We start from the raw sequence: 25,540 nt of genomic DNA on the forward strand, positions 1-25,540 counted from the left end.
TTTCAGTTAGTTTAGCATACAGGGATGATTTTGCATGTTGACAGCACGCGGTCTAAATCATTCAGTGCCCTTGGATGGCTTACATTTCATCTTTAAAACCTCTTTGAGAATATCGGCAATTATCTGATAATTTTGTTGACTGGCCGATGTTTTTCGCCAGGCGACACCAATTTCCCGATAGGCATTTTGGGCTTTCGGTGTGAGTTGTATCAGCGCAGTGGATGAAAGTATGCCACTATTAATGGCCATTTGGGGCAGAAAACTGACTCCTAGTTTGTTATTGATCATTTGTGTCAGCGTGTGCAGACTGGTGGCAAAAAAAGGATTGATTTTTTGGCTTTCCCTTAATTCGCAGGCCTGTAAAGCATGTGTGGTTAAGCAATGTTCTTTTTCCAGTAAAAAGATGCTTTCATCCGGCCAAAAATGAATGTCTTTTTCAAACCCTTTATTTAACCAATCACGATGTAACACCAGTTTAAACGGGTCTTTGGCCAGAATTTTAGTGTAAAAAAGATCCGTTGCATAAGGGAGCGCCAAAATAACCAGATCCAGATGGCCTTCTGCCAAGGCATGTAAGACATTGTCTGTGGTGTCTTCACGTAAAAGTAGCTGTAATTCAGGATATTGTTTTCCCGTTAACGTCATGAATTCACCGAGAATAAAAGGTGCGATGGTCGGAATACATCCTAAACGCAGCGTACCTCGCATGGCTTGCCCCTGATGTTTTGCAAATTCAGTCATTTCAACGCATTGCTCAATAATGCGTCGGCTTTGTTTAACGATATCTTTTCCTAAGGATGTAAAGATAAAGGTTTTATGATCGCGCTCTAACAGCTGGGCCCCTAATGTTTCTTCAAGATTGGTAATGGCAGCGCTGAGTGTGGATTGGCCTATAAAACAGGCTTCTGCAGCCCGGCCGAAATGACCATGTTCATGTAAAGCCAGCAAATATTGTAATTGTTTAATGCTCGGTAGTCTTTTCATTGATTATATCGATTAACATGATTAATTTTATTCATTTTAAATGATTCTATTGTCATCTTATACTTAGCATGTCACTTAATCAATAAAAAAGGAGAAAATATGTTAACCGTAGGTCAAAAATTACCGGAATTTTCGGTTGTGGCTGTTAAGCCTGGTTTTAATCATCACGAAGAAAACGGCGAATCCGCATTTGAAACCATCACAGATAAAAGCTTTGCAGGGAAATGGAAAATCATTTTCTTTTATCCGAAGGATTTTACTTTTGTCTGTCCAACGGAAATTGTTGAGTTTGCCAAGTTGAATGGAGAATTTGCCGACAGGGATGCAGTGGTGTTAGGCGGAAGTACAGATAATGAGTTTGTAAAGCTGGCCTGGCGTCGTGAACATAAAGATCTGTATCAGCTTAATCAATACAGTTTTGCCGACACACAAGGCCAGTTAACCGATGGTCTCGGCGTTCGCGATGTATCAGCCGGAGTTGCGCTTCGGGCTACATTTATTGTTGACCCGGAGAATATCATTCAGCATGTCAGTGTGAATGGTCTTAATGTAGGTCGTAATCCCCAGGAAATCCTGCGCATTTTAGATGCCTTGCAAACGGATGAGTTATGTCCATGTAACCGACCTGTGGGCGGAGAAACCCTTTAATTAACATGAATTCGATATAAAGGCAGCTATATTGCCTTTATATCGTTCATATAAAGAGTATTAAATACTTTTTGTGTCATGATTTAAGTCATCATTTTACAGGGCAAAAAATTGTCCTTTTGGAGTTATTATGTCAATTGAAATGATCAAACAACAATTACCTGATTTTGCTAAGGATATACGTCTTAATCTGAGCAATCTTTTCAGCAATATTGAACAAACTGGATTAGCTCCTGTGCAGTTTTACGGTGTGGCCTTAGCTGTTGCTTACAGCTTGAAAAATTCGTCCTTAATTGAAGCCATTCAAGCCGAAGTCGGCTCTGATTACCAGCCTGAACTTGAAGAAGCGGCAAAAACTGCCGCCACTTTAATGGCCATGAATAACGTTTACTATCGTTTTATTCATCTTGTTGAAGATAAAGAGTTTGCCAGCATGCCTGCTCAATTACGTATGAATGGCTTAAATACTCATGGGGTGGATAAATTGGATTTCGAGCTATATGCCCTGGCCGTATCCTCCATTAATGGCTGTGGTTTATGTATGGCTTCTCATACAAGGCAGCTTGTTCAACATGGTTTAAGTAGAAAAGCCATTCAATCGGTCATTCGCCTTGCCGCTGTCTTGAATGCTGCATCACAGGCCATGGCGATTGCCTGATTTAGAAGCTCAAAAAGCCGGTATCCATTTTCTTGAAAAAGGATACCGGCTTTTATTGATAATTCAATATTGATGTATCAATTATATGCACAAATCCCAAAATGAGTCTCGAAAGACAGAAAAAGATATAAATTTTGCTTTAGAAAGAAAAATAAAGCTTAATCTTTTTTTAATAAAAATTAGATATAATGCTCACACAATAAGCATTTCCCCGGGTGAGGTATGAAACCAGCAAAAATAAGACATTTTGTAATGATGGGTGACAGCTTGTCTGACCGAGGCACCATGGCTCATCGTAAATTGTTGGGTTTTATTCCTATGCGCTGGTTAAGTGGATTGGCAGGAAAATCGCCAAAAGGGCGTTTTACCAACGGTTATACATGGACGGATACTATTAGTGCAAAAATTGCTGAACAATTTGTCATCGATGAAGAAGAAATTAAATATCATTTAACACCTGAGGATATTGCTGATGAAATTATTGAAGGCAAACCCCATTTAAAAGCACTGGCTGAGCACAGTTATCTTTTGGCAGATGATTTATATGTTAAATATAAAGGACTTGATTTTGTTCGAAACTATGATGAAGGTGGTTTGACGGCTTTTGATTATCATTGGTGGCCAAGTAATAGCATCAAGCGTTTTTTTAGCCGCCTTATTCTTGCCACCTTGACTGGAAAACGTGAAAAATTGCTCTCCTATGATGCACAACATCAATTGTCCAAAGAACATAAAGCGCAAACTTTAGTCGTTGAATGGTCAGGGGCCAATGATCATATCGTTACCCATAAGTAATGCTATATTAATTTTTCCTTACTTTTGAGATAATGCTGCCTTTTTAAAGGCAGTATTATCCATGGATTGGATCGACCATGAGTATGGTTCCGTGAATATCGGCGATCAACGTTTAAATAAACGAGCAAAAGAGTTATTAAAAAGGTTTAGTGATAAACCAACATCAAGTATACCTGAAAGTTGTAAAGGTTGGTCGGAAACCAAAGCAGCCTATCGATTTTTTGAGAATAATACGGTTACCGCAAAAAAAATTATAAAACCTCATCGCATAGCCACCCTTAAGCGAATTAAAGAACATCCGATTATCTTATTGCTTCAAGACACAACAACGCTTAACTATAGCGGTCAAAAAGAACGTGAAGATATTGGCCCTATTCAACAAGATAACGTGCGGGGTCTTTTTCTTCATCCCACTCTTGCGGTAACGCCCAACCGCGAATGTTTAGGAGTAGTTGACTATGAACAGTGGTCACGGGAAAAATTTACGCATCGAAGCTCAGAAGAACGAAGAGCTGAACGTGATTCAAAAGCAATAAAAGACAAGGAAAGTTACCGGTGGGTCAGAGGTTATAAAAAAGCCACAAAACTTGCTAAGGCAATGCCCGATACTCAATTTGTTTATATTGCTGATAGAGAAGGTGATATTTATGATATCTATCATGAAGCGAATACAGCTTTCGCTAAAGGAACTGCCGATTGGGTGATTAGAGCAACATTCGATCGTTCTATTTTGGATGAGAATCAACCTAAAAAACGCAATAAATTAAAAACAAGCGTAAAAGCCTCTTCCAGTATTGGAAAAATAACATTTACTACGTCCTCATTTGGAAATAGAAAAAAACGAGAAGTAGCACAAGATATTTATGCAAAAGAAGTGACTTTGCTCCCTCCTCGGGATAAAGCAAAAGAAGGTTTTACCCCCGTTAAAATAACAACAATCATTGCCACAGAGACAAACCCACCGCCTGGAGAGAAAGCAATCGAGTGGACACTTTTAACCAGTGTACCTATATCCAACTTGGAAGCAGCGTTACAAGTAATTCAATGGTACTTATGTCGCTGGCAGATCGAAATTTTTTTCAAGGTATTGAAAAGCGGATGCGCTATTGAAAAATTGCAGTTAAGCAACAAGCAACGATTTGACCCTTGCCTCGCTCTGTATCTTATTGTTGCTTGGCGTATTTTGTTCATGACCATGGTTGGTCGTGCTTCCCCATCATTAAGCAGTGAATGTCTATTTGAGCCCATAGAATGGCAAACCGCCTATGTTATGATCTATGAAAAACCCCCTCCAAATGAACCCCCAACCCTGAAAGATACTCTGAGAATGATTGCCCAATTAGGAGGTTTTCTCGGACGAAAGCATGACGGTGAGCCCGGTCCTATTGTGATGTGGAAAGGTTTACGAACCCTTTATGAATATATTAAAGCGCGTGAAGTATTTACACGCGCTTTTGGACATACTTATGGGTAATGATATGGCCAATGATCTGATTACGGTTAACCGGGAACCTTCTGAGATTGAGGCAGAGCGTGCTGTTCAAGCAAGAATACAAAATATAAAGGCTTTGATGAAAAATGGCTATCGCCATTTTGTTCTCTTTAACCTACCTGACCTCTCACTCACACCAAGATACCAGGCTAAAAGCAAGTCAGAAAAAGAAAATGCCCAGAAGTGTTCAGAGTATTTTAACAAACTCCTGGCTGAAAAATGCAAGGAACTTGAAGAATTATATCCTCATTGCTCGTTTGATGTTTTTGATGTGAACGGCTTGTTTTCCGAAGCCTATAACAGCCCAGGAAAATACGGTTTTGAGGAGGATAAATTAAGGACACCATTTACAAAATCTAAAGATTTTAAAATCGACGAAAAAAAACATCTTTCCCCCTCCACTGGCTATATGTTTTGGGATGATGTGCATCCAACAGCTGACCTACATGCCTTTCTTGCCGAAAAATTTTATGAAAAATACAGTATTGAATATCATTTTTCTGCACCGCAGGTGGAGGCGATCCAATCCGAAGAACTTGATATCAGTGAAAAAGATTTGTTAACGGCTTTCGAAAAACATTATAAAAGACATTGGGACATGGATAGGCATGGTTTTTTTGGTTCTTTAAGAAAATCTAAAATTAATCTTAAGGATTTAACCCTAGATAAAATTTTTCAACATGCCCTTTATGGAGGAGGACAACGCAGCCGCGAAGTCCTTGAAGATTTGCAATGGATCAATAAAGCTGGGGATGTTGATTTAAATATCCCTGTATTAAAAGAGGCTATGGGACGTGTGTTGGCAGAGCATGGTGGCTTAAAAAAAGAATTGAACTAGTTAATTAAGACGAGGCTGGCGTTTTTTTCGTAAATTCGGATTGAGGTAAAAAATCCAGCCTGCACTCTGCTCTAATTATCCATTTTTGTGCCGTAAATTCTATCTCCGGCATCGCCTAAGCCTGGCAAAATATAACTCTTCTCATTGAGTTTTTCATCAATGGCGGCGGTGTATACGGGGACTTCGGGGTGCATTTCCTGGAAGGTGGATAAGCCTTCAGGAGCAGCTAAAAGACAAAGAAATTTAATCGATTTGGGCTTGACTTCTTTGATTCGATTAACCGCTGCGACCGCGGTATGACCGGTGGCAAGCATAGGGTCAACGACAATGATATCTCTGTTCTCAATATGTTCAGGTAATTTAAAATAATATTCCACTACCATGGCGGTTTTTGTATCCCGATACAAGCCAATATGACCGACCCGTGCTGTGGGGATCAATTCCAGCATGCCATTTAACAGACCATTGCCAGCGCGTAAAATGGAAACAAAAATGGGTTTTTCCCCCTTCAATACCGGTGCTGACATAGAGGCTAAAGGTGTTTCAATGTCTTCAAAATCAAGCTCAAGATCACGAGTGATTTCATAAGTCAGTAGCATGCTGATTTCATGAAGCAAGGTTCGAAATTTAGCACTGCTGGTTTCTTTTTTTCGCATAATGGTCAGCTTATGCTGAATCAGAGGGTGTTTGACTTCAATGATGTTTGTGCTCATGTTTATCCTTTTTCTTAAAAAACAGTGCCGTCGCTGATGATTTGAATGGGTGGAGTACCTTCAGTGCGTTTTTGTGCAGCAATTCTTCGTCCTGCTTCCCAGGTTCCTCCTTGCAGGATTTTGGCAAGAGGAAGTTTTTCTGCATCAAGGTTGAAATGGTCACGAATCCTTTCTGCCAGTTCATCCAGTAAGGCGACCGTTAGGCCTCGCCATTCCACGATAAGCTCAGACTCAGCCCGGTGAGGTTTATTCAGCACATTATCGCTTTTTGCTTTCAGTAAACCCATATCCACTAACAAACCGCCATTACGATATTCCGGCAGACCCGTTAATAAATCAATATCATTCACATGAAATCCTGTCCATTGCAAAGGCTCGATGAGTGAATAAGTCAACCATTGGGACAGTTTATGAAAAGGAATGTATTCCGAGCCTTGCGCTTCAGTTTTTAATGCAGTATGAATCCAGACATCTCCAAGAGCTGTATTTGCCAGTTGAAGTCGCTTGGGCCAGATATCTGTAAAGGCTGACAGTACGGACTCGAAGAGAGTCTGGACGGATGTCTCTTGCTGAGAAGAGTAAGAAGTGATGTAGGAATAAAAGTTGCCTAGCCTGCCTTCTGGTCCAAAAAATTCTGTTTTTTGCCCAATCACACTTCCTAAGCGATTCAATAAGCTTAAACGACCGTCAATCCCTTCAAGAGGGTTGGCTGTACTTACCTGGAAACTTTCTTCCAACTGCGTTTTTGTAAAACTCAGCAAACGTCGGCCATCCACACGCCATGGCTGTTTTGCATCCTTACTGAAAGCCCCGGAAAGATAGAGTTCAAGGCTGGCTACAGCTAGCCCTTCAGAACGATTAAGCCATTGTCCGGTTTTTTTTTCATGATAAGACCAGTTTTTACCGGCCCCGGCATCGAGTAAAACGCTGATGATAACCAATTCAAAGAACAGTTTCCCTTGTTCATTTGTTGAAAGCTGGTTTAAGTGTTGACGCAATTCCTTGATACGATCAATGTTTCCTGCTTCAAAATGACGCCAGCGGCTGTGATAAGGTATCTCCAGAGAAGGATAATTATCCATAATGACTTCAGAAATATAACTGGCTGTAGCTGGAAGTTGCTGTGCATCCAGGCTGAAATACTTTAATTTGTTTTGTTGCGCCAGTTCCAGAAGACGATAAGCTTGCGAGCGAATGGTATGTAAATTGCGCAATTTTTTTAAAATATCTTCTTTATTCATCGAGGCTGCGTCCTTTAGGCAATGCCAATTCATTGATATCGACAATACGATTCGGAGAGAAGTAACCGGCGGCACGTTTGGCATCCATTTCCACCTGTGCGTCTTTGGGAATGAGTTCGTCAGGAAGCGTGACGCGCTCATTAATTTCAATGCCCGACTGGATGATGGCTTCATATTTCATGTTGGACATAGAGACGAAGCGATGAATACGAGTAATACCCAGCCAATGCAATACATCTGACATAAGTTCCTGAAAACGCATGTCTTGTACGCCAGCAACACACTCGGTTCTTTCAAAATATTTCGCGGCAGTATCCCCGCCTTGTTGTCTTTTGCGGGCATTATAGACAAGAAATTTGGTGACCTCTCCCAAAGCTCTTCCTTCTTTGCGATTATAAACGATGAGCCCTGCTCCTCCCCGTTGTGCGGATTCAATGCCCAATTCTATACCGTGAACAAGATAAGGCCGGCAGGTACAGATATCTGAGCCAAAAACATCAGAACCATTACATTCATCATGAATGCGGCAGGATAACTCAATTTTAGAGTCATGAATGGTGGTAACATCACCAAAAAAATAAGCCGTCAGTCCACCAATAGGAGGTAAAAAGACATTGAGATCGCTGCGAGTAACCAATTCAGGAAACATTCCTCCGGTTTGTTCAAAAAGGGTTCGGCGCAGCTCAGCTTCAGATACGTTAAAACGATCGGCAATGCCAGGAAGATACCAAACGGGTTCTATAGCGGCTTTAGTAACCACAACATCACCGTTTTCCCTAAGAATCACTCCATCGGGCTTAAGACGGCCTTTTTGAATGGCCGTTTGCAACTCAGGCATATTAATATGCGCTTTGGTGATGGCAATGGTGGGGCGAATATCATAACCGGCATGAATTTCTTCTGCAAATATGTCGGCGACGGCATGTCCCCAAGGATCAATAGATACGATTTTATTTTTTTCTGCCCATTGCTTATGGGGACCGATGTTGATAGGAGGAGTTGTATTGGTTAAATCCGGCTTGTGTTCGGGATCAAGGACGCCAGCAGCGACAGCCAGAGCACGGTAAACTGAATAGGAACCGGAGTGCGTTCCTATGGCATTGCGATGCTTGATATTGGTCAGCGAAGCAATTACAGGTCCACGTTCTTTTGGATGTTCGGCTGCCCAGTTAATACCCAGAGGGGCTGTGGTGTGGCTGGCTGGGTGTGAGGTTAATACAATATGTCCATGGGCTTTTTTAGCTTTATCTTGTGTTGACATAATAGTCCTTGTTCGAAATTTTAAACTCAATTCAGGCTGGGTAACATGAGCTACTCACATATGTTTATAGGCATCCAGAAAATTAAGATCTTTTGGTCTGCGCTAACGAACGCCAATGTCCTGCAAGCAGTGAGATAACATCATGTGCTCTCATTGAAAGCACACTTAAATTTTTATTTTTTCAGTTTCACCCTGAATAATGAAGCATTATTCGGCTTTTTTCCCATGACATGCATGGCAGCGTCCAAAGCAATTATATAACCAGGCAATAATGACACCGCAGATAAAGGCATCGATAAAGCCAATGATGGCGCCTATGATGCTTCCGAGTATCGAAGGCTCATAAACCATGTACAAAGCATTTATCGCCGTGACAAATTCTACTCCGTAGGAAAGAAAATAAGCCAGTAATCCCATGATCAACAAGGATACTCCCCAAAAAACACCCAGGGATAATCCCAGTGCCAAGGGACTTAGTTTACAGTGGTTTTTCATCGTGCTCTCCTTGTTGCTATTCTGAATAGGTCTGCCATTATCAAGTCAGTTGATATTCAGTAATTTATATTTAAAATATAGCAAAAAAACTGTCCTTAATTTGGTATATTGAGAGGATTTTAGCGGAATATCAAGTCAATTCTATGAAGTTTTTTTCTCTGTTTCTCTGAGTTTGACATTCCGCAGTTGTGTCTTTTTTGCTGAAAATTTTTATCTGGAAATATTGTGGTGCATAATGTCGGCTAAGTCACTGAGGTCATTTTTTAGAAACATAGGGATTGTTTTTGATATAAAATCTTAATTCCTTATTTGCCCACTCTTTAGCATAGGCGACACCGATACGCGGTTTTTTCTGGATAAGGAAAGACGACTTATCTTCAGCTACGGCAATGTAGAAATGCTCACTGGTCATGTCATGATTATTTAATGTTTTATCAATGGACATTGCTCTTGACAGCAATCCTGGACCGTGGGTTTTATCGCTGATGTTTTTTAGAGGCTCAACGGCTCTTAAAAGAACGGCTGAACCGATACCCTCACTTTCAGTCACCACATTAGTACAATAATACATTCCATAAATCAAATAAATGTAAGCATATCCCGCCGGGCCAAACATGGTTTTGGTGCGCTGCGTTAAGCCCTTTGAAGAATGACAGGCTAAATCATGCTGACCCAGATAAGCCTCCACTTCAACAATTCGGCCAATTTGTTCAATGGAGTTATGCCGTCGCACCAGATATTTTCCCAGTAGCTCTTGTGCTACTGTTTCCGTGTCACGGGCATAGAATTCGCGTGTTAATTTTCGCATAGTTCAATGTTTAGCTGATAAGAGTATATTTTACAAACTTTTGTTAAAAATTTTGCTATGTTGCTTATGGTAATGAAAATAAACTATGATGAAAAGCCATTTTACATAAGGGGATGAACGTGAGCGATATTAGTCGTGGAAAGATTGCTGTGAAAGGTTTTGATGATCCTGAGATGGACTTTCAGTTAATCCGCCAATTAGGCTCTTCTACTTACGGGGGAGCGTCCGTTGGGGAGTGTCTGGGACTTGCCAATCGAATTTCTCAGGGAGATCCTGAAGACTGGGTCAAGGAGTTTGAACGTTTGGCAGAATGGCAGAAAAAGGATGGAATGGAACGCCTGGCCAAGGATCATATTGTCAGTGCACGCGAGCAATTATTTAAAGCCTGTAATTCCTATCGAGCCGCTGAATATTATTCTCCCTGTTCTTCAGAGCATCATCAAAAACTGGGTTTGAATTCAGAACATTGTTTTGGTATGGCAATTACAGCAATGGATATTCATTATGAAAGCCATTCCATTCCTTATAAAAACATTCATATTCCAGCCTATTTTATTTCCCCGGCAAATGATGGTGTAAAACGGAAAACCATCATGATCGTCAGTGGTTTTGACGGCACCTTAGAAGAAGAATTTTTGATGCGTGGGCTGGCTGCCATTCAACGGGGGTATAATGTCATTCATTTTGCCGGACCAGGTCAGATGGATGTATTCAGAAGATATTCCGATACCTATTTCGAACCTGATTTTGAAAACGTGGTCAAAAAGGTGATTGATCATTTTGAGTTTCGTCAGGAAGTGGATATGGAGCATTTATCCCTGCTTGGGATCAGTATAGGCGGCTATTTTGTTACAAGAGCAGCGAGCCATGAGCCACGTATTAAAGCTCTTATTGCCAATTCGCCGATTCTTGATGTTTTTTCTTATCTATCTTCATTTATTGGTTACGATCCGACTCAAATCCCTGATGAAGAGGATTTTACCATTGAGGATTTTCCCTCTATTCCGGACAGTGAGTTTCCAAAAGCTCTGAAGGTGCAAAGCGAGCAGTTAATGATACGTTACGGGCGGCATTCCTTTAAAAATACCTTTGTTTATTTGAGGCAATTTATCGTGGGCGAAGCGATTAGCAATATTGAGTGCCCTTGCTTTGCCATGATTGGCAGCAGTGAAGGAGGAGAGCCACGAAAACAATTCGATGAATTCTGTCAAGCTGTCGGTGCAGATTATTATGAATTTAGTGACTTTGAAGGAGCAGGAACGCATTGTCAGGTTGGAAATGTATCCTTTGCCAATGCTGTCATGTACGATTGGTTGACGGGTCTGTAACTACATTAGAGGACCCTTTTTCGAGTCTTCTTCGTTAAAGTGAATCTCCACTGCTCGAATCAGATTTCATCCGTTCATCTTATTTGGCTCACAGCTTTTTTCAGTCGACGGTAAGCGAGCTCCTCTTCTTGACGAAATTCTTGACAGTTAGGTATGATGATTGTTCTTTTGTAACTGATTGTCTGCTTTTTAATGCAATTATCATTGATAATGCATGCTCGCAGGGTATTGTAGGGTAAGACGTGGATAAATTGAATGCATTGCTCAGGCCAACCTGGGGCTCCGAAAAATGGATAGAGGAAGGATGGCAACAAATCACCGAAGAAGAACAGGAATTTATTGAAGAGCGTGTCAATGAGCTTTTCAAAGACGGTCTTCCTTTTGAGATTCAGCATGACAGGCTGTTTTACATCTACGCTTTTTCCATGTTAGCCCAATTAGAGGTATTGGCTATTCAGGTGCCCTTGAAATTTAAATCAAAATTATCCAATCCTTTATTCAGGCAACAATTACATGTCCAGTTATTGGATGAGATATTTCATGGCATCGTGTTCACTAAAATTGTATACATGCTTTGTGCTCCCTACGCCATGCCTCCGACATACAATGAGAATATAGAACAACTCTGCAATTTTATTCGCAATGAAAACTGTCCTCAAGTTGCCTTAATGCTGTTAAATTTGATTGCTGAGGGCTGGATAGAGGAAATTTTCTCTCTCATGCAGGAAAAGGGGATTGCGCATAAGGTTTTTGCTACCATTCTTTCCGATGAACGTCGGCACATCAGTGAGGCTGATTTATATCGTGAGATTGGTCTTCCGAATATGGATGTCATCAAGGAAAAGCTGGCTTATATAGAGGAACAATTGCTGACCAATGTTTTTTTGCAATATAAATATAACAGTTCTTTTGCTTTTTTACTTGGCGTTGAGGGAAGCATTAAATTTCTGCAATCATTAGAGAAAAAGCACAGTCAACAGTTGGAAAAAATCAATCTTGAGCCAGGCGAAGGCTGGAAATTATGTATGCGGGTAATGCGTGAGATGTTTCCTGAAATACAGCGTTATGCTGAAAAAAATCATGCCATTCCAATGTCATCTATGCGCAAGATTTACATGACCCAATGGAAAAATCCCACTGATCCCACCATGGTGGCGGAGTTTAATTTAAACGTTAGTTGTCTTGATGTTTTTAACAAGACTTTTCCCGCTCACACCATCACCACGTTGATGTTACAAACCGTCAGCCTGTTGTTAACGAAGGCTCCTGAATTTCGTTATTATTTAAGTCATTCAAAGCTGTACAAGTCTGATGAGACTTATGTAGGTGTTATCGCGAAGCTGCCGAATTGTGGCGATCATCTTGCCACCATTGTTTTTGAGAATTGCCATTGCATACCGGTTCAGGAATTGTTTTTTAAAATTCGTCGTATTTTGAAAATGATGGTTTACTGTTATAAAAAAAGAGAACTCCTGGAAAAGAACCATCCTGAGTTAGAGAGTATTCTTAATCAAACGATAGATGAAATGAATAATGGAGTTTATCCATACCCAATGCCGGGAAATCCATTAATGAGTGTTAGTAACATATCTCATTGTGGTTATGTGCATGTGAAGGCGCCGTTGCGCATCAATGAAGCTGGCAGGTTCACCTTGCTGGATATTGACCGTAAGATGGTTTGGAATAAACACTGCAAAAAATTTGAGGAGCAGGACGTTTTACCAGTATCTATCAGCGCCGATCATCGTATATTTGACGGGAATAAGCGTATACCTAAGCTGATGCAAACATGTTTTGAGCAAATGTTTGAACAAATGATCCAAACTTCTGTTTCTGAATTTGAAAATAAAGCATCGATGGATGACGATAAAAACAGAGAACTGATAGAGCTTATTGAGCTGTTACTGGAAAATAACCTTCGATTAGGTTATAAGGTCTTGCTTTGCTTACAAACCATATGGATGGATTTTATTAACATTGAACAAATGTTGTCTTCCGAGTTTGTTTCTGAGCTTACAGAAATTACATTGAAAGATTACTGAAAAAACTGCGAAATATCTGGTCAAAGTGGACGGGCATATATACAATAGGATAAATAATATTTTGTCTATTAATTCACAGGTGTTTCATGCTATCTCCTCAAGAAGAAGCCGAGTTGAAAAAAAGAGATATTTTGTTTGAGAAAAAACTGGCTGAGGCATGTACGCTTATTCTTAGCGGCCTTTCAAAAATAAACTCAGCTATTGACCTATCCATTATTAATATGTCAGAACGTTATTATAGAACATCGGGTTTATCGATGAGTAAAAATTCTTTTTTAACGATGCATCATAGCAATTTTTATCGAGAATTTTTTTCGCAAAAGCTCAGTATTCTCCGAAATGTATTGATGCAAAATGAATTCTTAAGCGATTCAATAATAAGATGTATTAAAGAAATGAATCCTTATTTAAATGAAGAAGTCATAGGCCAATGTCTTTCCCAATCGTTGGCTGTTGTCTATCTGGTTATATTTAGCTCTCCTGAGTGCAAAGATATCCTGGAGCAAACAGATAAAAATCAAATCGATGAAGAATTGAATGAAATGGTAGAAGCGGCTGTGGGTGGAAAAGATGCTTATAAGATGTATTATGAGATACTAATTAAACACCATGATTTAAAATTGTTGTTGGAATTTACAGCGAAGCAGCGAAAAGGCGCTTAAAAAAGTAATAGCTCAACAAAGGAGTTGAGTTATTACGTTCAGATTAAGCTTAAGTCTCATTTTAATGGCTTCAGGGCTTTTTTCAAGACAAGGAAACCTAACAGACCGGAAGCCAGCGATCCAAGTACAACCCCAATTTTAACCATAGCCATTAAGCTCAGATTAGAGTGATGATAGGCTAAAGAGCCGATAAACAGACTCATGGTAAAACCCACGCCACAAATTAAGGCAATGCCATACAACTGCATTAGATTAATACCATCCTTTCTTAAAAAATGCTTGAATTTAAAAAAATAACTCAGCGGCAGGAAAATTCCAATTTGCTTACCTATAAATAAGCCTAATGCTGTTCCAAGGACAATCGGATGAAGATAAACAGAGGCATCTACACCGATAAAGCTTACGCCAGCATTGGCAAAAGCAAATACAGGAAGAATTAAAAAAACGACCCAGGGATGAATTCCGTTTTCCAGGCGCTCTAACATGGATTCATTTTTCTGATCCGGTATAGTCATGGCGATGACAATTCCTGCCAGTGTGGCGTGCACACCCGATTTTAGTACCGCTATCCATAAAGCAATACCTATGACAATATAGACAGAGGGCCGTCGGCAATGGAAATAATTCAACAGAATCAAAACGAGGGTAAACACAAGAGCGATAAACAGAGAATACAGCGATAAATTTTGCGTGTAGAACAAGGCAATGATGACAATAGCAGCTATGTCATCAAAGATGGCAATGGCGGTTAAAAGAATTTTCAAAGACAGGGGAACGCGGGAAGATAAAAGGGAGATAATGCCGAGAGTAAAAGCAATATCAGTAGCCGTCGGAATGGCCCAACCTTTAAGATAAACCGTGTTATGCGCATTCAACAGGATAAAGATGGATGCGGGTATCAATAAGCCAGAAAGAGCAGTTACTGCGGGAACCAGGACATTGGTTCCATTATTCAACACACCACGTTTTATTTCACGCTTGATTTCAAGGCCAATCAGCATGAAATAAATGGCCATTAAGCCATCATTGATCCACAGCAACAGAGGTTTGCGAATGAACATTTCCTCAGTACCGACCAAAACTTTAACCTGTAAAAATTGTTCATAAGCGAAGCGATAAGGAGAATTTGCGATTAAAATTGCTATCATTGCAGCAATAAACAATAACATTCCCCCGATGGTTTCCAGATTATAAAAGGAATCTGTTTTTTTCATATTCTGTTTTGTTGGTGGCATTGCGAAATTCAGTGTATTTGATGTTTATTGATAATAAAACAGTATATGTCAATTTAAGATGATTCTCTTCATTTATTTTTTATCATATAAAGACCAAAAGGCATGAAATAGCATGTGACTAAGTATGGCAGCCAGCAAACCATATTGCCAGAAAAGGAAACCAAACATAATTCCCAGCCATAGATAAAGGAAAAGAAAAGAGAAGATAAAACGTCGATTTTTTTTACAGCCGGCAGCGATGTAAGCTGGCAGTTGACTGAAGGAAAACAGAAGAGCACTGATAATGACAGAGAACCACATGATGCTGTCACTTCTACTGTGCGTAAGAAGTATGGCAAAAAAAGCGGTTACATTCACCAAACCCCAACGCGCGATAATCTCTTCCGCAACTCCCCCGTATAATACGCATCCATCGAGCCCTAAGGTGCGATGTAATTTTCTCATAATTTGAAAAGAATGCTCATCCAGAATGCTGGCCAGGACACCGTAAAAAAACACACAGAACACAAGAGCTATAATAAAGGCATATAATAAAACGGGTGTTAGAAGATTTTGCAAGGATATCCAGGAGGCTTTTCCTTGCAAAAAGGCTTCAAGGATTTCAGCCTGCAAACCAGTAGAGCGTGAAAGGACAGCTCCTCCAAGGGATAGAATAAATACCATAAACAGCGTTTGCATGACGGCAAGGCGGCTGACACGCTGAATTAAGCTTTTGCTGCTATCGGGCAAAAGAAAGCGGATTAGGCGCGGCACAGCGATGATTACCCCTGGTGTGGATAGAGCAAAGAGCACCATAATTAAAGGCCAATTTATTGTCATTTTTTATTCCTTTTCCAATAGACTGTAAAAAAATCCATCCATACTCTGCTCACCGGGAAAAATTTGCCAGCCATGGTCCGTGAAATGCCCCCATCGATATTTTTCCGTTATACATTTAGCATCAGGATATTCAGATAAAAAAAGAGCGATTTGCTGCTCATTTTCAGCTGGTAAAATAGAACAGGTGGCATATAACATTCGCCCCCCCGAAGACAGCAAAGGCCATAACTGTCGGAGCAATTGATTTTGCACTTGAATAATGGTTTGGACATCTTCTGGCTGTCGCAAAATTTTAATGTCCGGATGTCTTCTGATAACACCTGTGGCTGTGCAGGGCGCGTCCAGCAAAATACGGTCAAAGGTTTTTCCGTCCCACCAGATTTCAGGATGGGTTGCATCACCCTGCAAAACGGTTGCCGATAATTGTAAGCGGCTCAGATTCTCCTTAACTCTCTGCAAGCGTTTTCCATCCATATCAAGAGCAACACAATTGTTAATTAAAGGCTCCGTTTCCAGAATATGGCAGGTTTTCCCGCCAGGAGCGCAGCAGGAATCTAAAATTCTCATACCAGGTTTTAACGTTAATAAATGAGCAGCCAGTTGAGCGGCTGCATCCTGAACGGATACCCATCCTTCCGCAAAACCTGGCAAAAAATGCACATCGCAAGGTTTATTTAAGACAATGGCTTCTGTTGCCAGGGGGTGAGGCTTAGCTTTTATGCCTTTGTCTTCAAGTGTTACCAGATAGTCATCTCTTGAGATTTTTAAACGGTTTACTCGAAGGGTCATTGGTGGATGCGCATCATTCTCCTTGATTATCATCTGCCAATGCTCAGGCCAGCTTTTTTTTACCTCTTTTATTAACCATTCTGGATGATTCAGTCGATATTGCTCTTTTTGTTGAAGATGACTGGTTAGCTCCTCATAACGTCTTGAAGAATTGCGCAATACTGCATTGACCAGCGCTTTTGCCCAAGCAGCATGATGAGACTCAAGCAGTGATACCGTTTCTTTGACCACAGCATAATCGGGCTGGCGCATGTAATGCAATTGATACAACCCCATGAGCAAGGCCACCCAAACTTCCAGCGATTTTGGCGGTTTTTGTAGCAGGCTGTCGGCAAGTGATTTCAGTTGATAATAATAACGACAAACACCAAAGCATATTTCCTTCCCCAGAGGTGGTAGTGTCGGATGAACCGTTAATAAGTGGCTTAGAGGCATTTTGTTTTTCAATAAGGACAACAAAATGTTCATCGCCTGGGATCGTGCGCTGTTTTTCATTGGAATACAGTATTTACCGAAAGTTGTTGTCGACTGGAATTAAACCATTCAGAAATGCTCAGCACCTTACCTCCCGGAAATTGCAGCTTCTCGATGGCTATGCTCTCATGCATTGTCGCTACCAAGATGGCATTTCGACTGATATCAATAATGGTACCTGGAATTTCATCAGATGTAACAGGGTTAATTTTAGCCTTATGAATACGAATCGTTGTTTCACCCATATGGGTAAAAGCAATTGGCCATGGATTAAATGCACGTATCTGCCGCTCAATATGAATAGCGGGTTGATGCCAGTTGATTTTTGCTTCTTCTTTCCTGATTTTTGGAGCATAGGTTGCCAGTTGTGGGTTTTGAGCTTGAGCTTCTGCAAGGGTGTGCGGAAGCCCGTTTAGCGTAGCTAATAGCGGATCGACGGCAAGAAGTGATAATTTGTCATGTAAACTTCCCGCTGTTTCTTCAGGATTAAGTACTATTGCAGCCTTTTTAATGACATGACCTGTATCCATGCCCATATCCATTTGCATAATGGTGATCCCTGATTCATGGTCACCATGCAAAATAGCTTGCTGAATGGGGGAGGCTCCGCGCCAGCGGGGTAATAAGGAAGCATGAACGTTAATACATCCAAATTTTGGCAGTTTGAGGATTAATTCAGGCAAAATAAGACCGTAAGCAATGACCACCATTACATCCGGTGATAAAGCAGCCAGTTGTTCAACAGCCGTAGCGTCTTTAAAATTGGCAGGTTGATAAACAGGAATTCCACTCTGCAATGCCCATTGCTTAACGGCCGAAGCCTGCAATTTTCTGCCGCGACCCGAGGGTCGATCGGGCTGAGTATAGACGGCAATTAATTCATGCGGCGATTGGTGCAGAGCTTCAAGACTGGATAATCCAAATTCAGGCGTTCCTGCAAAAACAATTCTTAAACGATTCATGGACCCTTACTCATTGACTTTGTAATTAACTAACGTTCCGCATGCGTCTTTTTTGCTAAGAAATACTGAGAACGGAATATCAGTATAAAGCTGCAATTATAATTCATTGTTTGCGTATTTGCTGACGTTTGAATTTTTCCAGTTTCCTGCGCGCCATGCTGCGTTTTAAAGGAGACAATAAATCAATAAATAACTTGCCGTTCAGATGATCAATTTCATGCTGGAGGCACTCAGCCAATAGATCTTCCCCAGTGATTTCAAAAGCTGTGCCATGCCTGTCCTGCGCTCGCACCGTTACTTTCTTAGCGCGAATTACTGTATCGTAAGCGCCCGGAATAGAAAGGCAGCCTTCCTGAAACTCCTGTTGACCTTCAGAAGCAATGATTTCGGGATTGATAATAACAAGCTGTTCTGTTTTATCTCCTTTGATATCAATCACGGACAGTTGTTGACTAATTCCGATTTGGGGAGCTGCAAGTCCTACACCTTTGGCATCATACATGGTATCAAACATATCATCGATGAGTGTTTGCAGTTCATCGTCGAAATGTTCTACGGGTTTGGCCACTTTTCGTAGTACGCTTTCTGGTAAATAATGTATTCTTCGAATCATGACTGGTTCTCAATGTCAAATGCGTGTTATTATCGCTAATACCCGTAATCACTGCAAGACATTCGGGACAAGTAAGCACCTTGCTATATGATGCAATAGAATAAAGGATTGGAGCTATGCGCTATTTCTTGCTCTTGGTGTGTTTCTTGTTGTCAGCTGATCTTCAGGCTTTGACCATAAAGGAAACGGCACCAAGACGATATATTGTTCAATATGGAGATACTTTGTGGGGGATTGCCAATTGCTATCTTAAGCAACCCTGGGAATGGAAAAATCTCTGGCATGCCAATCCGCAAATAAAAAATCCTGACAGGCTTTATCCAGGCGATGTTATCATTTTGCGTTATGCCCGTCGGCAACCTTATTTAAAAGTTCTGCCCAACGGTACCATTAAATTATCCCCGCATCTTCGCCCCATGTTAAAAGATAATGCCATCCCCCCTATACCCTTAAACGATATAAAGCCTTTTCTGAATGAGTCTTTAGTGATGGACACTGATCAATTAACAAACGCGCCTTACATCGTTGCTTTTTCAGGTGAACACCTCTTAGGTGGGCAGGGTGATGAAGTGTATGTCAAAAATCTACAGCCATGTCCACAAATACCTCGTGGCACAAATTATCCTTATGCCATCTTCCGGCAATGCGGGCCCTATCTTGAGTCAGGCACGAATCGTATATTGGGATATAAGGCGTCACTGGTAGGTTATGGTGAACTGGTAAAAGAAGGTGATCCTGCCATGGTGTTGCTGACAGGAATTAATAAAGGGATAAAACTTCGTGACAGGGTTTTACCGAATACTCATCCAGAATTTAATCTTTATTTTGAGCCGCAGGCTCCTTCCCTTAAGGTAAAAGGGGCCATTATCGATATGCTTGGAGGTTTTACCAAAGGTGCTGCGGGGCAGGTGGTGGTTATTGATAAGGGTCGTGATGCAGGACTTAAGCCTGGAGATGTTTTAGGAATATATGGGAAATGCCGGGTGATTAATGATCCGGAAAATCCTGGTAAAACCATCACCCTTCCTCCAGAGCGAATTGGTGAAACGATGATTTTTCGTGCCTTCAGTAAAACAAGCTTCAGTTTAGTGGTTCGTTCAACTCAAACCATTAATTTAGAGGATGGTGTGGGTAATCCATGAGGAGGAATTTGCGTTTTTTTCTGGCCCTTAACCGTATCCCTAAGCTGGGCCCGCGTTCATTGATGAAATTACTTCAGCGCTGGCCTGATTTAAAGGAGATGTTTAGTCTTTCAGCCCATCAGCTGGAAAAAGAGGGGCTGCCTTTTTCTCTTGCTGAGGCGATTGCTCATTTTAATTTTCGTCTCGTGGATGTAGATTTCAATTGGTCAGGCCAGGATGAACATCATATTTTAACCTGGGAAGATAAAGAATATCCACAGCTGTTAAAAGAAATTCATGACCCACCTGTGGTTTTGTATGCCATCGGTCAGCTGTCATGCTTACAGCAACCAACTCTGGCTATGGTAGGCAGCCGCAATCCTTCCGTAACCGGGAGCGAAAATGCGGAGTATTTTGCAAGGGAATTGGCTGCCAGAGACATGACTATTGTCAGTGGACTGGCACTGGGCATTGATGCTCAGGCACATCGGGGCTGTCTTGCAGCAGAAGGAAAAACCATCGCAGTTATGGGAACGGGAATTGACCATATATATCCAAAGCGGCATCATGGTTTGGCTCAAGATATACGAAAAAATGGATTGTTATTGAGTGAGTTTCCTTTAAAAAGTCCACCAACGGCTGGACATTTCCCCCGCAGAAATCGTATAATAAGTGGTTTGTCATTAGCCACATTGGTTGTTGAGGCAGCAGTAAAAAGCGGTTCACTGATTACAGCTCGTTTTGCTTTGGAGCAAAACAGAGACGTGCTTGCCATTCCTGGCTCGATTCATAATCCCAAAGCTCGTGGTTGTCATTATTTATTAAAGCAAGGGGCTCGACTGGTAACTTCTGTAGAAGATATAATGGATGAATTAAATATGGAAAAGCAGGTCTTCCATCAAAAAACTCATCCATTAAAGCTTGCAAATTCCAACGAAAAACTAGTAAAGTGCATTGGTTTTGAGATGACAACAATCGATCAAATTATCGTTCGCAGCGGATTGGAAGTTGAGCAAGTAACCTGCGGACTGGCTGATTTGGAATTAGAGGGTATTGTAAAAGCGGTTCCCGGTGGTTACATGAGGTGTTAGTATGAAAGAAAATTTATTTGAAATGTTGTTAAGTCTTTTTGAAAAAAGCCTTGCTCAACTGAAAAAGAAGGAGAATTCAGGTAGCGAATCAGGAACTTCTGTTGAAGAAGTAACGGAAGAAGATCTGGATTCACAAGAGAATCTTATTTGTATAAAAGGGGCCAATGGATTATCGACGCGTGTTTTCACCTCGGATGAAAGGCTAAAACTGACCAAAGCCAGTTATCAATTTCTCACTCGCCTCAAATTATGGGGAATTATCGATGCTCGTGTTTTTGAATTAATCTTGAATCAGCTGTTATTTTCAGACTCACGCGTGGTTAGCTTGCAGGAAACGAAATGGACGATTCGCAATACGCTTGCGGACAGCCTGGATACAGAGCAGTTGGCTTTCCTGGATCTTGTGCTATACCAAAAAGAAGATCAATTAACACTTCATTAAAAATTCACAGGTTTATTTGAGTTTTTGTTAGGATGAACTGATTTTTGCTTTGGGGTCATCTTATGTGAAGCAAGGCATCATTTTAACAAAAAATAAACATTAGATCGGATGTATAACTCTTCATAACCTGGATATGAGGCTGATATTTTATGAGTAAACACTTGGTGATTGTTGAATCACCGGCAAAAGCGAAAACCATTCAAAAGTATTTGGGTAAGGATTATGATGTGCTGGCTTCTTATGGTCATGTTCGTGATTTGCCACCCCGCAAGGGTTCAGTAAACCCTGAGCAGCATTTTTTAATGACCTATCATCCAATAGAAAAAAATGCCAGACATATTGAAACCATTGCCAAGGCCCTCAAAAAATCGGACTCTCTGTTTCTTGCAACTGACCCTGATCGCGAGGGAGAAGCCATTTCATGGCATGTGTATGAGTTAATGAAAGACAGGAACCTGCTCAAAAATAAAGAAGTCCATCGTATATTTTTTAATGAAATAACAAAAACATCCATTCAAGAAGCCATTAATCATCCGCGTGAAATTTCAATGGATTTGGTTAACGCACAGCAAGCAAGACGCGCGCTGGATTATCTTGTAGGGTTCAATTTATCTCCTCTTTTATGGAAGAAAATCCGACCCGGCCTGTCCGCAGGGCGTGTACAAAGTCCGGCATTGCGCTTGATTGTGGAAAGGGAAGAGGAAATTGAGCGTTTTGTAGTGCAAGAATACTGGCGCGTCTTAGCTCAATGCGAACAGGATTCCTCCTCATTTGAAGCGCGCTTAACGCATTATCAACACAATAAACTTGAGCAATTCAGTGTCACTGAGCAGAATCAAGCTTATGCCGTTAGAGATACGCTTTTAAAAGAAGCCGGAGGGCAACTGCAGGTTATCCATGTTGAGAAGAAACAGCGTAAACGCAAACCTGCACCCCCCTTTATTACTTCAACTTTACAACAGGAAGCTGCCCGCAAGCTTGGGTTTACGGCACGAAAAACCATGATGATTGCTCAGCAGCTTTATGAAGGCATAGATATTGGTTCCGGAACCGTTGGATTAATTACCTATATGCGTACCGATTCTGTTCATCTTGCCAGTGAAGCGGTCGATGAAATGAGGGAAGTGATACGTCAACGTTATGGCAAAGACACCTGTCCTGAGAAACCCAGAGTGTATAAAACCAAATCGAAAAATGCCCAGGAAGCTCATGAAGCCATTCGTCCAACCTCGACAAAAAGAACACCGGAAATGGTGGAAAAGGCCCTCACCTCTGATCAATTCAAATTGTACAATCTGATATGGAAGCGGACTCTAGCCAGCCAAATGTCAGATGCTTTGCTGGACACCGTCGCAGTTGATCTAAGTTGTGGCGAAGGCAATGTGTTCAGAGCGAATGGTTCAACGGTCGTTTTTTCTGGTTTTCTCAGCGTTTATGAAGAAGGTCGTGATGATTTAAAAGATGAAGACAAGGAGAGTGCTTTACTGCCAAATTTGAGCAAAGGTCAAATGGTTAAGCTGCTGGATATTCAGGCAAATCAGCATTTTACCGAACCTCCTCCTCGTTATTCCGAAGCCACATTGGTAAAAGCTTTGGAAGAATATGAGATTGGCCGTCCCTCCACTTATGCGACAATCATTCATACCTTGCAACAAAGAGATTATGTGATCGTTGATAAAAAGCGTTTTATTCCAACCGATGTAGGTCGAATTGTGAATCGCTTTTTAACCGGACATTTTACCCGTTATGTGGATTATGAATTTACGGCAAAACTTGAGGATAAGCTTGATGCCATAGCGCGTGGAGAAAAGGAATGGGTTCCTGTGCTTGAAAAGTTTTGGGAACCTTTTATCGAGCAAATCCACCACATTGATGAAAAAGTCCAGCGTAAGGATGTCACCAGCGAAATATTGGATGAAAAATGCCCAAAATGCGGTAAGGCTTTATCGATTCGTCTAGGCAAAAGAGGGCGCTTTATCGGTTGTACGGGGTATCCTGAATGTGATTATACTCAAGATTTGGCAGTACATGATGGAGAAAAATCCGCAGAACCGGAAGTGGTGGAAGGGCGTGAATGTCCAGAGTGTCAACATCCTTTACAGATTAAAACAGGGAAATACGGTCGTTTTATTGGTTGCAGCAATTACCCTAATTGTAAATACATTGAGCCACTGGAAAAACCTACCGATACCGAGGTAACCTGCCCTAAATGCCATCAACATAGTATCTTGAAACGTAAATCACGCAAGGGAAAGATTTTCTATTCTTGTGCAGGATATCCCAAGTGTGATTATGCTTTATGGAATGAACCGATTGACAAGCCTTGTCCCAAATGCGGCTGGCCTATTTTAACGGTTAAAGAAACAAAACGTTTTGGCCGTCAAATTCTCTGTCCACATGAAGGTTGTGGATATAAATCCACCGATGATTGAGGTAAGAGGCCATTGTTTTACCTCGCTCATCTTGTGATAAATCCACCCTTACACAAAAAATTAAATATGTGTAGGGGGCTGTTGGCGTTCCATTTTCATGATTTCGCTCAAATGCCTATGCGCCGCGGTATGTAGGAACTATAGAGCAATTGTCAACAGAGGTTCTAGGTTAAGCAGTTTTACTGCTCAGCGAAATCACCTGTGGCTTTCATTCATCAATTGTTCAATATAGCGGCGGCAGGTTAAAGGCTTGCAGAGGTAGTTGATTAGATGCCTTGTACCTCCAGTGCCAGTGATGACCAGTGTTCCGTACCGAAAGATACTGCCGATGATGGTCTGGCTGATGTCAATGCTTTCAATTTTGTTTAAAGGGATATCTATGGTTTTTCTGACCAGTAATCCTGTGCGCAATATCACTTGATTCTTCTTGATAACCAAAGAGGAAAAATAATAAGTCACCCAGGTCATGGCTATCCAGAGGAGGGCAAAACCTCCGAGAAACAGTGATACTTCTCTTAAGGTTTGAAACTGATAATAAAGATAGATTGCCGCAATCAGCAAGGCCAAGGGCCAGAAGAAAATGACTCGATTTAAGCGAGCAAAATAAATAACAGAGCGATCCGTCATGGTTTCCCTTTTATATTCAGTCATCATTTAGCCTTGTTCTATAAGTTAGAGTTGGTTTTGTATTAACCGATTGCACCTGTAATTTTTACTAGAAATTGAGTCAATTTGACAGTAAATGCTCATTTACTCAATTATCTAAACAAAAACGTTTTCTGCAAAGATGCTGCGATGCGAAACAGTCGGAATATAAGCTTAAAAGCGAACGAGATCCTGTTCGTCTTTGGAAAATAAGTCCGTATAAAGATTGATCCCAACGCTTTTTTGTCATTTAATCCATTTTCAATATGATAAGATAATGATTTGAATTGTAATATAAGTCGATTGTCTTGACCATAAAACCAAGGGGAGCAGGTTGATGACCAAACCATATATTCTCGTGTTATATTATTCACGAACAGGAGCTACAGCCAAACTGGCGCAACATATCGCCCGTGGGGTAGAAACGGTTGAGGGAATTGAAGCAAGACTTCGAACAGTGTCTCCGGTATCAACAACTTGTGAAGCTATAGATAAGACCATTCCGGATGAGGGTGCTCTTTATGCGTCTTTGGATGATTTAAAACAATGCCAGGGCCTGGCTCTTGGTAGTCCAACCCGTTTCGGTAATATGGCATCGCCTATGAAATATTTTATTGACAGTACTTCTCCTCTTTGGCTTTCAGGAGATTTGGTCAATAAACCGGCATGCGTTTTTTCATCTTCAGCATCAATGCACGGCGGACAGGAAACAACACTTATCAGCATGATGCTTCCGTTACTGCATCAAGGAATGATGTTGATAGGACTGCCATACACCGAACTGGAATTAACCACCACCCAGACAGGCGGCACGCCATATGGCATTACCCATGTTGCCGGTGCCGATAATAATCTTCCGTTAAGTGAGGATGAAATCAAGTTGGCAAAATACATGGGTAGACGCCTGGCTTCTATAGCTATTCAATATTCTGTGTCGTGAAAGAAAGGATTT

General features: G+C 41.1%; 25 protein-coding genes. 13 read left to right on the top strand and 12 right to left on the bottom strand.

The features are described 5' to 3' along the window. Window positions 1-57: 57 nt before the first annotated feature. The gene (locus E4T55_RS10285) at window positions 58-984 is read right to left on the bottom strand and encodes a hydrogen peroxide-inducible genes activator (protein ID WP_058502674.1); all 927 of its coding nucleotides are present in this window, start codon (window positions 982-984) and stop codon (window positions 58-60) included. A 99-nt stretch (window positions 985-1,083) separates the two neighbouring features. Between E4T55_RS10285 and E4T55_RS10290 the strand changes: the two genes are divergently transcribed. The 5 genes from E4T55_RS10290 (at window position 1,084) to E4T55_RS10310 (ending at window position 5,415) form a co-directional block, all read left to right on the top strand. Then, complete coding sequence (locus E4T55_RS10290) at window positions 1,084-1,632, top strand: peroxiredoxin (protein WP_058502673.1); 549 nt, start codon at window positions 1,084-1,086, stop codon at window positions 1,630-1,632. A gap of 130 nt (window positions 1,633-1,762) precedes the next feature. Continuing rightward, on the top strand, window positions 1,763-2,290 hold the full coding sequence (locus E4T55_RS10295) for a carboxymuconolactone decarboxylase family protein (RefSeq protein WP_058502672.1): 528 nt from the start codon (window positions 1,763-1,765) through the stop codon (window positions 2,288-2,290). Between the two features lie 222 nt (window positions 2,291-2,512). Beyond that, window positions 2,513-3,085: an SGNH/GDSL hydrolase family protein gene (locus E4T55_RS10300; RefSeq protein ID WP_115325341.1), complete on the top strand. Its 573-nt coding sequence runs from the start codon at window positions 2,513-2,515 to the stop codon at window positions 3,083-3,085. Between the two features lie 61 nt (window positions 3,086-3,146). Next, window positions 3,147-4,559, top strand: coding sequence for an IS4 family transposase (locus tag E4T55_RS10305; protein ID WP_058500493.1), 1,413 nt, complete (start codon window positions 3,147-3,149; stop codon window positions 4,557-4,559). Window positions 4,560-4,563: 4 nt separating this feature from the next. Next, a complete protein-coding gene (locus E4T55_RS10310; protein WP_165475161.1) occupies window positions 4,564-5,415 on the top strand; it encodes an SGNH/GDSL hydrolase family protein in 852 nt (283 codons plus the stop codon). Between the two features lie 71 nt (window positions 5,416-5,486). Here the strand turns inward: E4T55_RS10310 and upp are convergent, their stop codons facing one another. The 5 genes from upp to E4T55_RS10335 all read right to left on the bottom strand — a co-directional run bounded on the left by upp (window position 5,487) and on the right by E4T55_RS10335 (window position 9,933). Further along, complete coding sequence (upp, locus tag E4T55_RS10315; protein ID WP_058500807.1) at window positions 5,487-6,128, bottom strand: uracil phosphoribosyltransferase; 642 nt, start codon at window positions 6,126-6,128, stop codon at window positions 5,487-5,489. Between the two features lie 14 nt (window positions 6,129-6,142). After that, entirely contained in the window at window positions 6,143-7,369 is a 1,227-nt protein-coding gene (locus E4T55_RS10320; protein WP_058500808.1) for a URC4/urg3 family protein, read from the bottom strand. Beyond that, complete coding sequence (locus E4T55_RS10325; protein WP_058500809.1) at window positions 7,362-8,630, bottom strand: GTP cyclohydrolase II; 1,269 nt, start codon at window positions 8,628-8,630, stop codon at window positions 7,362-7,364. The genes E4T55_RS10320 and E4T55_RS10325 overlap by 8 nt, the downstream gene beginning before the upstream one ends. A gap of 207 nt (window positions 8,631-8,837) precedes the next feature. Next, window positions 8,838-9,125, bottom strand: coding sequence for a bacteriophage holin (locus tag E4T55_RS10330; RefSeq protein WP_058500810.1), 288 nt, complete (start codon window positions 9,123-9,125; stop codon window positions 8,838-8,840). A gap of 256 nt (window positions 9,126-9,381) precedes the next feature. Further along, the gene (locus tag E4T55_RS10335) at window positions 9,382-9,933 is read right to left on the bottom strand and encodes a DNA-3-methyladenine glycosylase (RefSeq protein WP_058500811.1); all 552 of its coding nucleotides are present in this window, start codon (window positions 9,931-9,933) and stop codon (window positions 9,382-9,384) included. A 113-nt stretch (window positions 9,934-10,046) separates the two neighbouring features. Between E4T55_RS10335 and E4T55_RS10340 the strand changes: the two genes are divergently transcribed. From E4T55_RS10340 to E4T55_RS10350, 3 genes are all read left to right on the top strand, one after another. Further along, on the top strand, window positions 10,047-11,261 hold the full coding sequence (locus E4T55_RS10340; RefSeq protein ID WP_223168309.1) for an alpha/beta hydrolase family protein: 1,215 nt from the start codon (window positions 10,047-10,049) through the stop codon (window positions 11,259-11,261). Between the two features lie 242 nt (window positions 11,262-11,503). Then, window positions 11,504-13,303 carry a hypothetical protein gene (locus E4T55_RS10345; protein ID WP_058500813.1) on the top strand — a complete coding sequence of 600 codons (1,800 nt, stop codon included), beginning with the start codon at window positions 11,504-11,506 and terminating at the stop codon, window positions 13,301-13,303. An 86-nt stretch (window positions 13,304-13,389) separates the two neighbouring features. Beyond that, window positions 13,390-13,965 carry a hypothetical protein gene (locus tag E4T55_RS10350; RefSeq protein ID WP_058500814.1) on the top strand — a complete coding sequence of 192 codons (576 nt, stop codon included), beginning with the start codon at window positions 13,390-13,392 and terminating at the stop codon, window positions 13,963-13,965. A 56-nt stretch (window positions 13,966-14,021) separates the two neighbouring features. Here E4T55_RS10350 and nhaA read toward each other — a convergent pair whose 3' ends face one another. The 5 genes from nhaA to def form a co-directional block, all read right to left on the bottom strand. Beyond that, complete coding sequence (gene nhaA, locus E4T55_RS10355) at window positions 14,022-15,179, bottom strand: Na+/H+ antiporter NhaA (protein WP_058500826.1); 1,158 nt, start codon at window positions 15,177-15,179, stop codon at window positions 14,022-14,024. A 93-nt stretch (window positions 15,180-15,272) separates the two neighbouring features. Further along, window positions 15,273-16,019, bottom strand: coding sequence for a CPBP family intramembrane metalloprotease (locus tag E4T55_RS10360; protein WP_058500815.1), 747 nt, complete (start codon window positions 16,017-16,019; stop codon window positions 15,273-15,275). Between the two features lie 3 nt (window positions 16,020-16,022). After that, the gene (gene rsmB / locus E4T55_RS10365; protein WP_058500816.1) at window positions 16,023-17,303 is read right to left on the bottom strand and encodes a 16S rRNA (cytosine(967)-C(5))-methyltransferase RsmB; all 1,281 of its coding nucleotides are present in this window, start codon (window positions 17,301-17,303) and stop codon (window positions 16,023-16,025) included. Further along, window positions 17,300-18,244 (bottom strand): methionyl-tRNA formyltransferase, encoded by a 945-nt coding sequence (fmt, locus tag E4T55_RS10370; RefSeq protein ID WP_058500817.1) that lies wholly within the window; start codon window positions 18,242-18,244, stop codon window positions 17,300-17,302. The genes rsmB and fmt overlap by 4 nt, the downstream gene beginning before the upstream one ends. A 103-nt stretch (window positions 18,245-18,347) precedes the next feature. Next, window positions 18,348-18,857, bottom strand: coding sequence for a peptide deformylase (gene def / locus E4T55_RS10375; RefSeq protein WP_058500818.1), 510 nt, complete (start codon window positions 18,855-18,857; stop codon window positions 18,348-18,350). 116 nt (window positions 18,858-18,973) lie between these two features. Here def and E4T55_RS10380 point away from each other — a divergent pair, with 116 nt between their 5' ends. The 4 genes from E4T55_RS10380 (at window position 18,974) to topA (ending at window position 23,943) form a co-directional block, all read left to right on the top strand. Next, window positions 18,974-19,999, top strand: coding sequence for a LysM peptidoglycan-binding domain-containing protein (locus E4T55_RS10380; protein ID WP_058500819.1), 1,026 nt, complete (start codon window positions 18,974-18,976; stop codon window positions 19,997-19,999). Further along, the gene (gene dprA, locus E4T55_RS10385) at window positions 19,996-21,069 is read left to right on the top strand and encodes a DNA-processing protein DprA (RefSeq protein ID WP_058500820.1); all 1,074 of its coding nucleotides are present in this window, start codon (window positions 19,996-19,998) and stop codon (window positions 21,067-21,069) included. Before E4T55_RS10380 ends, dprA begins: the two co-directional genes overlap by 4 nt. A 1-nt stretch (window position 21,070) precedes the next feature. Next, a complete protein-coding gene (locus E4T55_RS10390; protein WP_058500821.1) occupies window positions 21,071-21,511 on the top strand; it encodes a DUF494 family protein in 441 nt (146 codons plus the stop codon). Window positions 21,512-21,660: 149 nt separating this feature from the next. Beyond that, the gene (gene topA / locus E4T55_RS10395) at window positions 21,661-23,943 is read left to right on the top strand and encodes a type I DNA topoisomerase (protein ID WP_058500822.1); all 2,283 of its coding nucleotides are present in this window, start codon (window positions 21,661-21,663) and stop codon (window positions 23,941-23,943) included. 195 nt (window positions 23,944-24,138) lie between these two features. On the opposite strand, the gene E4T55_RS10400 is transcribed toward topA, so the two are convergent. Then, window positions 24,139-24,570 (bottom strand): PH domain-containing protein, encoded by a 432-nt coding sequence (locus E4T55_RS10400; RefSeq protein ID WP_245183878.1) that lies wholly within the window; start codon window positions 24,568-24,570, stop codon window positions 24,139-24,141. A gap of 355 nt (window positions 24,571-24,925) precedes the next feature. On the opposite strand from E4T55_RS10400, the gene wrbA reads away from it, so the two are divergent. Beyond that, window positions 24,926-25,528: an NAD(P)H:quinone oxidoreductase gene (gene wrbA / locus E4T55_RS10405; RefSeq protein WP_058500824.1), complete on the top strand. Its 603-nt coding sequence runs from the start codon at window positions 24,926-24,928 to the stop codon at window positions 25,526-25,528. Window positions 25,529-25,540: the final 12 nt, after the last annotated feature.

The sequence above is a fragment of the Legionella israelensis genome (assembly GCF_004571175.1).
GTDB classification, from domain to species: Bacteria; Pseudomonadota; Gammaproteobacteria; order Legionellales; family Legionellaceae; genus Legionella_D; species Legionella_D israelensis.

What these genes read in the sequence shown, in the direction of transcription:
- E4T55_RS10300 (WP_115325341.1), top strand. Translation starts at nt 2,513, where the DNA reads ATGAAACCAGCAAAAATAAGACATTTTGTAATGATGGGTGACAGCTTG.
- E4T55_RS10380 (WP_058500819.1), top strand. Translation starts at nt 18,974, where the DNA reads ATGCGCTATTTCTTGCTCTTGGTGTGTTTCTTGTTGTCAGCTGATCTT.
- topA (WP_058500822.1), top strand. Translation starts at nt 21,661, where the DNA reads ATGAGTAAACACTTGGTGATTGTTGAATCACCGGCAAAAGCGAAAACC.
- E4T55_RS10340 (WP_223168309.1), top strand. Translation starts at nt 10,047, where the DNA reads ATGAACGTGAGCGATATTAGTCGTGGAAAGATTGCTGTGAAAGGTTTT.
- E4T55_RS10290 (WP_058502673.1), top strand. Translation starts at nt 1,084, where the DNA reads ATGTTAACCGTAGGTCAAAAATTACCGGAATTTTCGGTTGTGGCTGTT.
- nhaA (WP_058500826.1), bottom strand. Translation starts at nt 15,179, where the DNA reads ATGAAAAAAACAGATTCCTTTTATAATCTGGAAACCATCGGGGGAATG.
- E4T55_RS10320 (WP_058500808.1), bottom strand. Translation starts at nt 7,369, where the DNA reads ATGAATAAAGAAGATATTTTAAAAAAATTGCGCAATTTACATACCATT.
- E4T55_RS10295 (WP_058502672.1), top strand. Translation starts at nt 1,763, where the DNA reads ATGTCAATTGAAATGATCAAACAACAATTACCTGATTTTGCTAAGGAT.
- def (WP_058500818.1), bottom strand. Translation starts at nt 18,857, where the DNA reads ATGATTCGAAGAATACATTATTTACCAGAAAGCGTACTACGAAAAGTG.
- E4T55_RS10325 (WP_058500809.1), bottom strand. Translation starts at nt 8,630, where the DNA reads ATGTCAACACAAGATAAAGCTAAAAAAGCCCATGGACATATTGTATTA.
- upp (WP_058500807.1), bottom strand. Translation starts at nt 6,128, where the DNA reads ATGAGCACAAACATCATTGAAGTCAAACACCCTCTGATTCAGCATAAG.
- rsmB (WP_058500816.1), bottom strand. Translation starts at nt 17,303, where the DNA reads ATGAAAAACAGCGCACGATCCCAGGCGATGAACATTTTGTTGTCCTTA.
- E4T55_RS10335 (WP_058500811.1), bottom strand. Translation starts at nt 9,933, where the DNA reads ATGCGAAAATTAACACGCGAATTCTATGCCCGTGACACGGAAACAGTA.
- dprA (WP_058500820.1), top strand. Translation starts at nt 19,996, where the DNA reads ATGAGGAGGAATTTGCGTTTTTTTCTGGCCCTTAACCGTATCCCTAAG.
- E4T55_RS10330 (WP_058500810.1), bottom strand. Translation starts at nt 9,125, where the DNA reads ATGAAAAACCACTGTAAACTAAGTCCCTTGGCACTGGGATTATCCCTG.
- E4T55_RS10360 (WP_058500815.1), bottom strand. Translation starts at nt 16,019, where the DNA reads ATGACAATAAATTGGCCTTTAATTATGGTGCTCTTTGCTCTATCCACA.
- E4T55_RS10350 (WP_058500814.1), top strand. Translation starts at nt 13,390, where the DNA reads ATGCTATCTCCTCAAGAAGAAGCCGAGTTGAAAAAAAGAGATATTTTG.
- E4T55_RS10390 (WP_058500821.1), top strand. Translation starts at nt 21,071, where the DNA reads ATGAAAGAAAATTTATTTGAAATGTTGTTAAGTCTTTTTGAAAAAAGC.
- E4T55_RS10310 (WP_165475161.1), top strand. Translation starts at nt 4,564, where the DNA reads ATGGCCAATGATCTGATTACGGTTAACCGGGAACCTTCTGAGATTGAG.
- wrbA (WP_058500824.1), top strand. Translation starts at nt 24,926, where the DNA reads ATGACCAAACCATATATTCTCGTGTTATATTATTCACGAACAGGAGCT.
- fmt (WP_058500817.1), bottom strand. Translation starts at nt 18,244, where the DNA reads ATGAATCGTTTAAGAATTGTTTTTGCAGGAACGCCTGAATTTGGATTA.
- E4T55_RS10305 (WP_058500493.1), top strand. Translation starts at nt 3,147, where the DNA reads ATGGATTGGATCGACCATGAGTATGGTTCCGTGAATATCGGCGATCAA.
- E4T55_RS10285 (WP_058502674.1), bottom strand. Translation starts at nt 984, where the DNA reads ATGAAAAGACTACCGAGCATTAAACAATTACAATATTTGCTGGCTTTA.
- E4T55_RS10400 (WP_245183878.1), bottom strand. Translation starts at nt 24,570, where the DNA reads ATGACGGATCGCTCTGTTATTTATTTTGCTCGCTTAAATCGAGTCATT.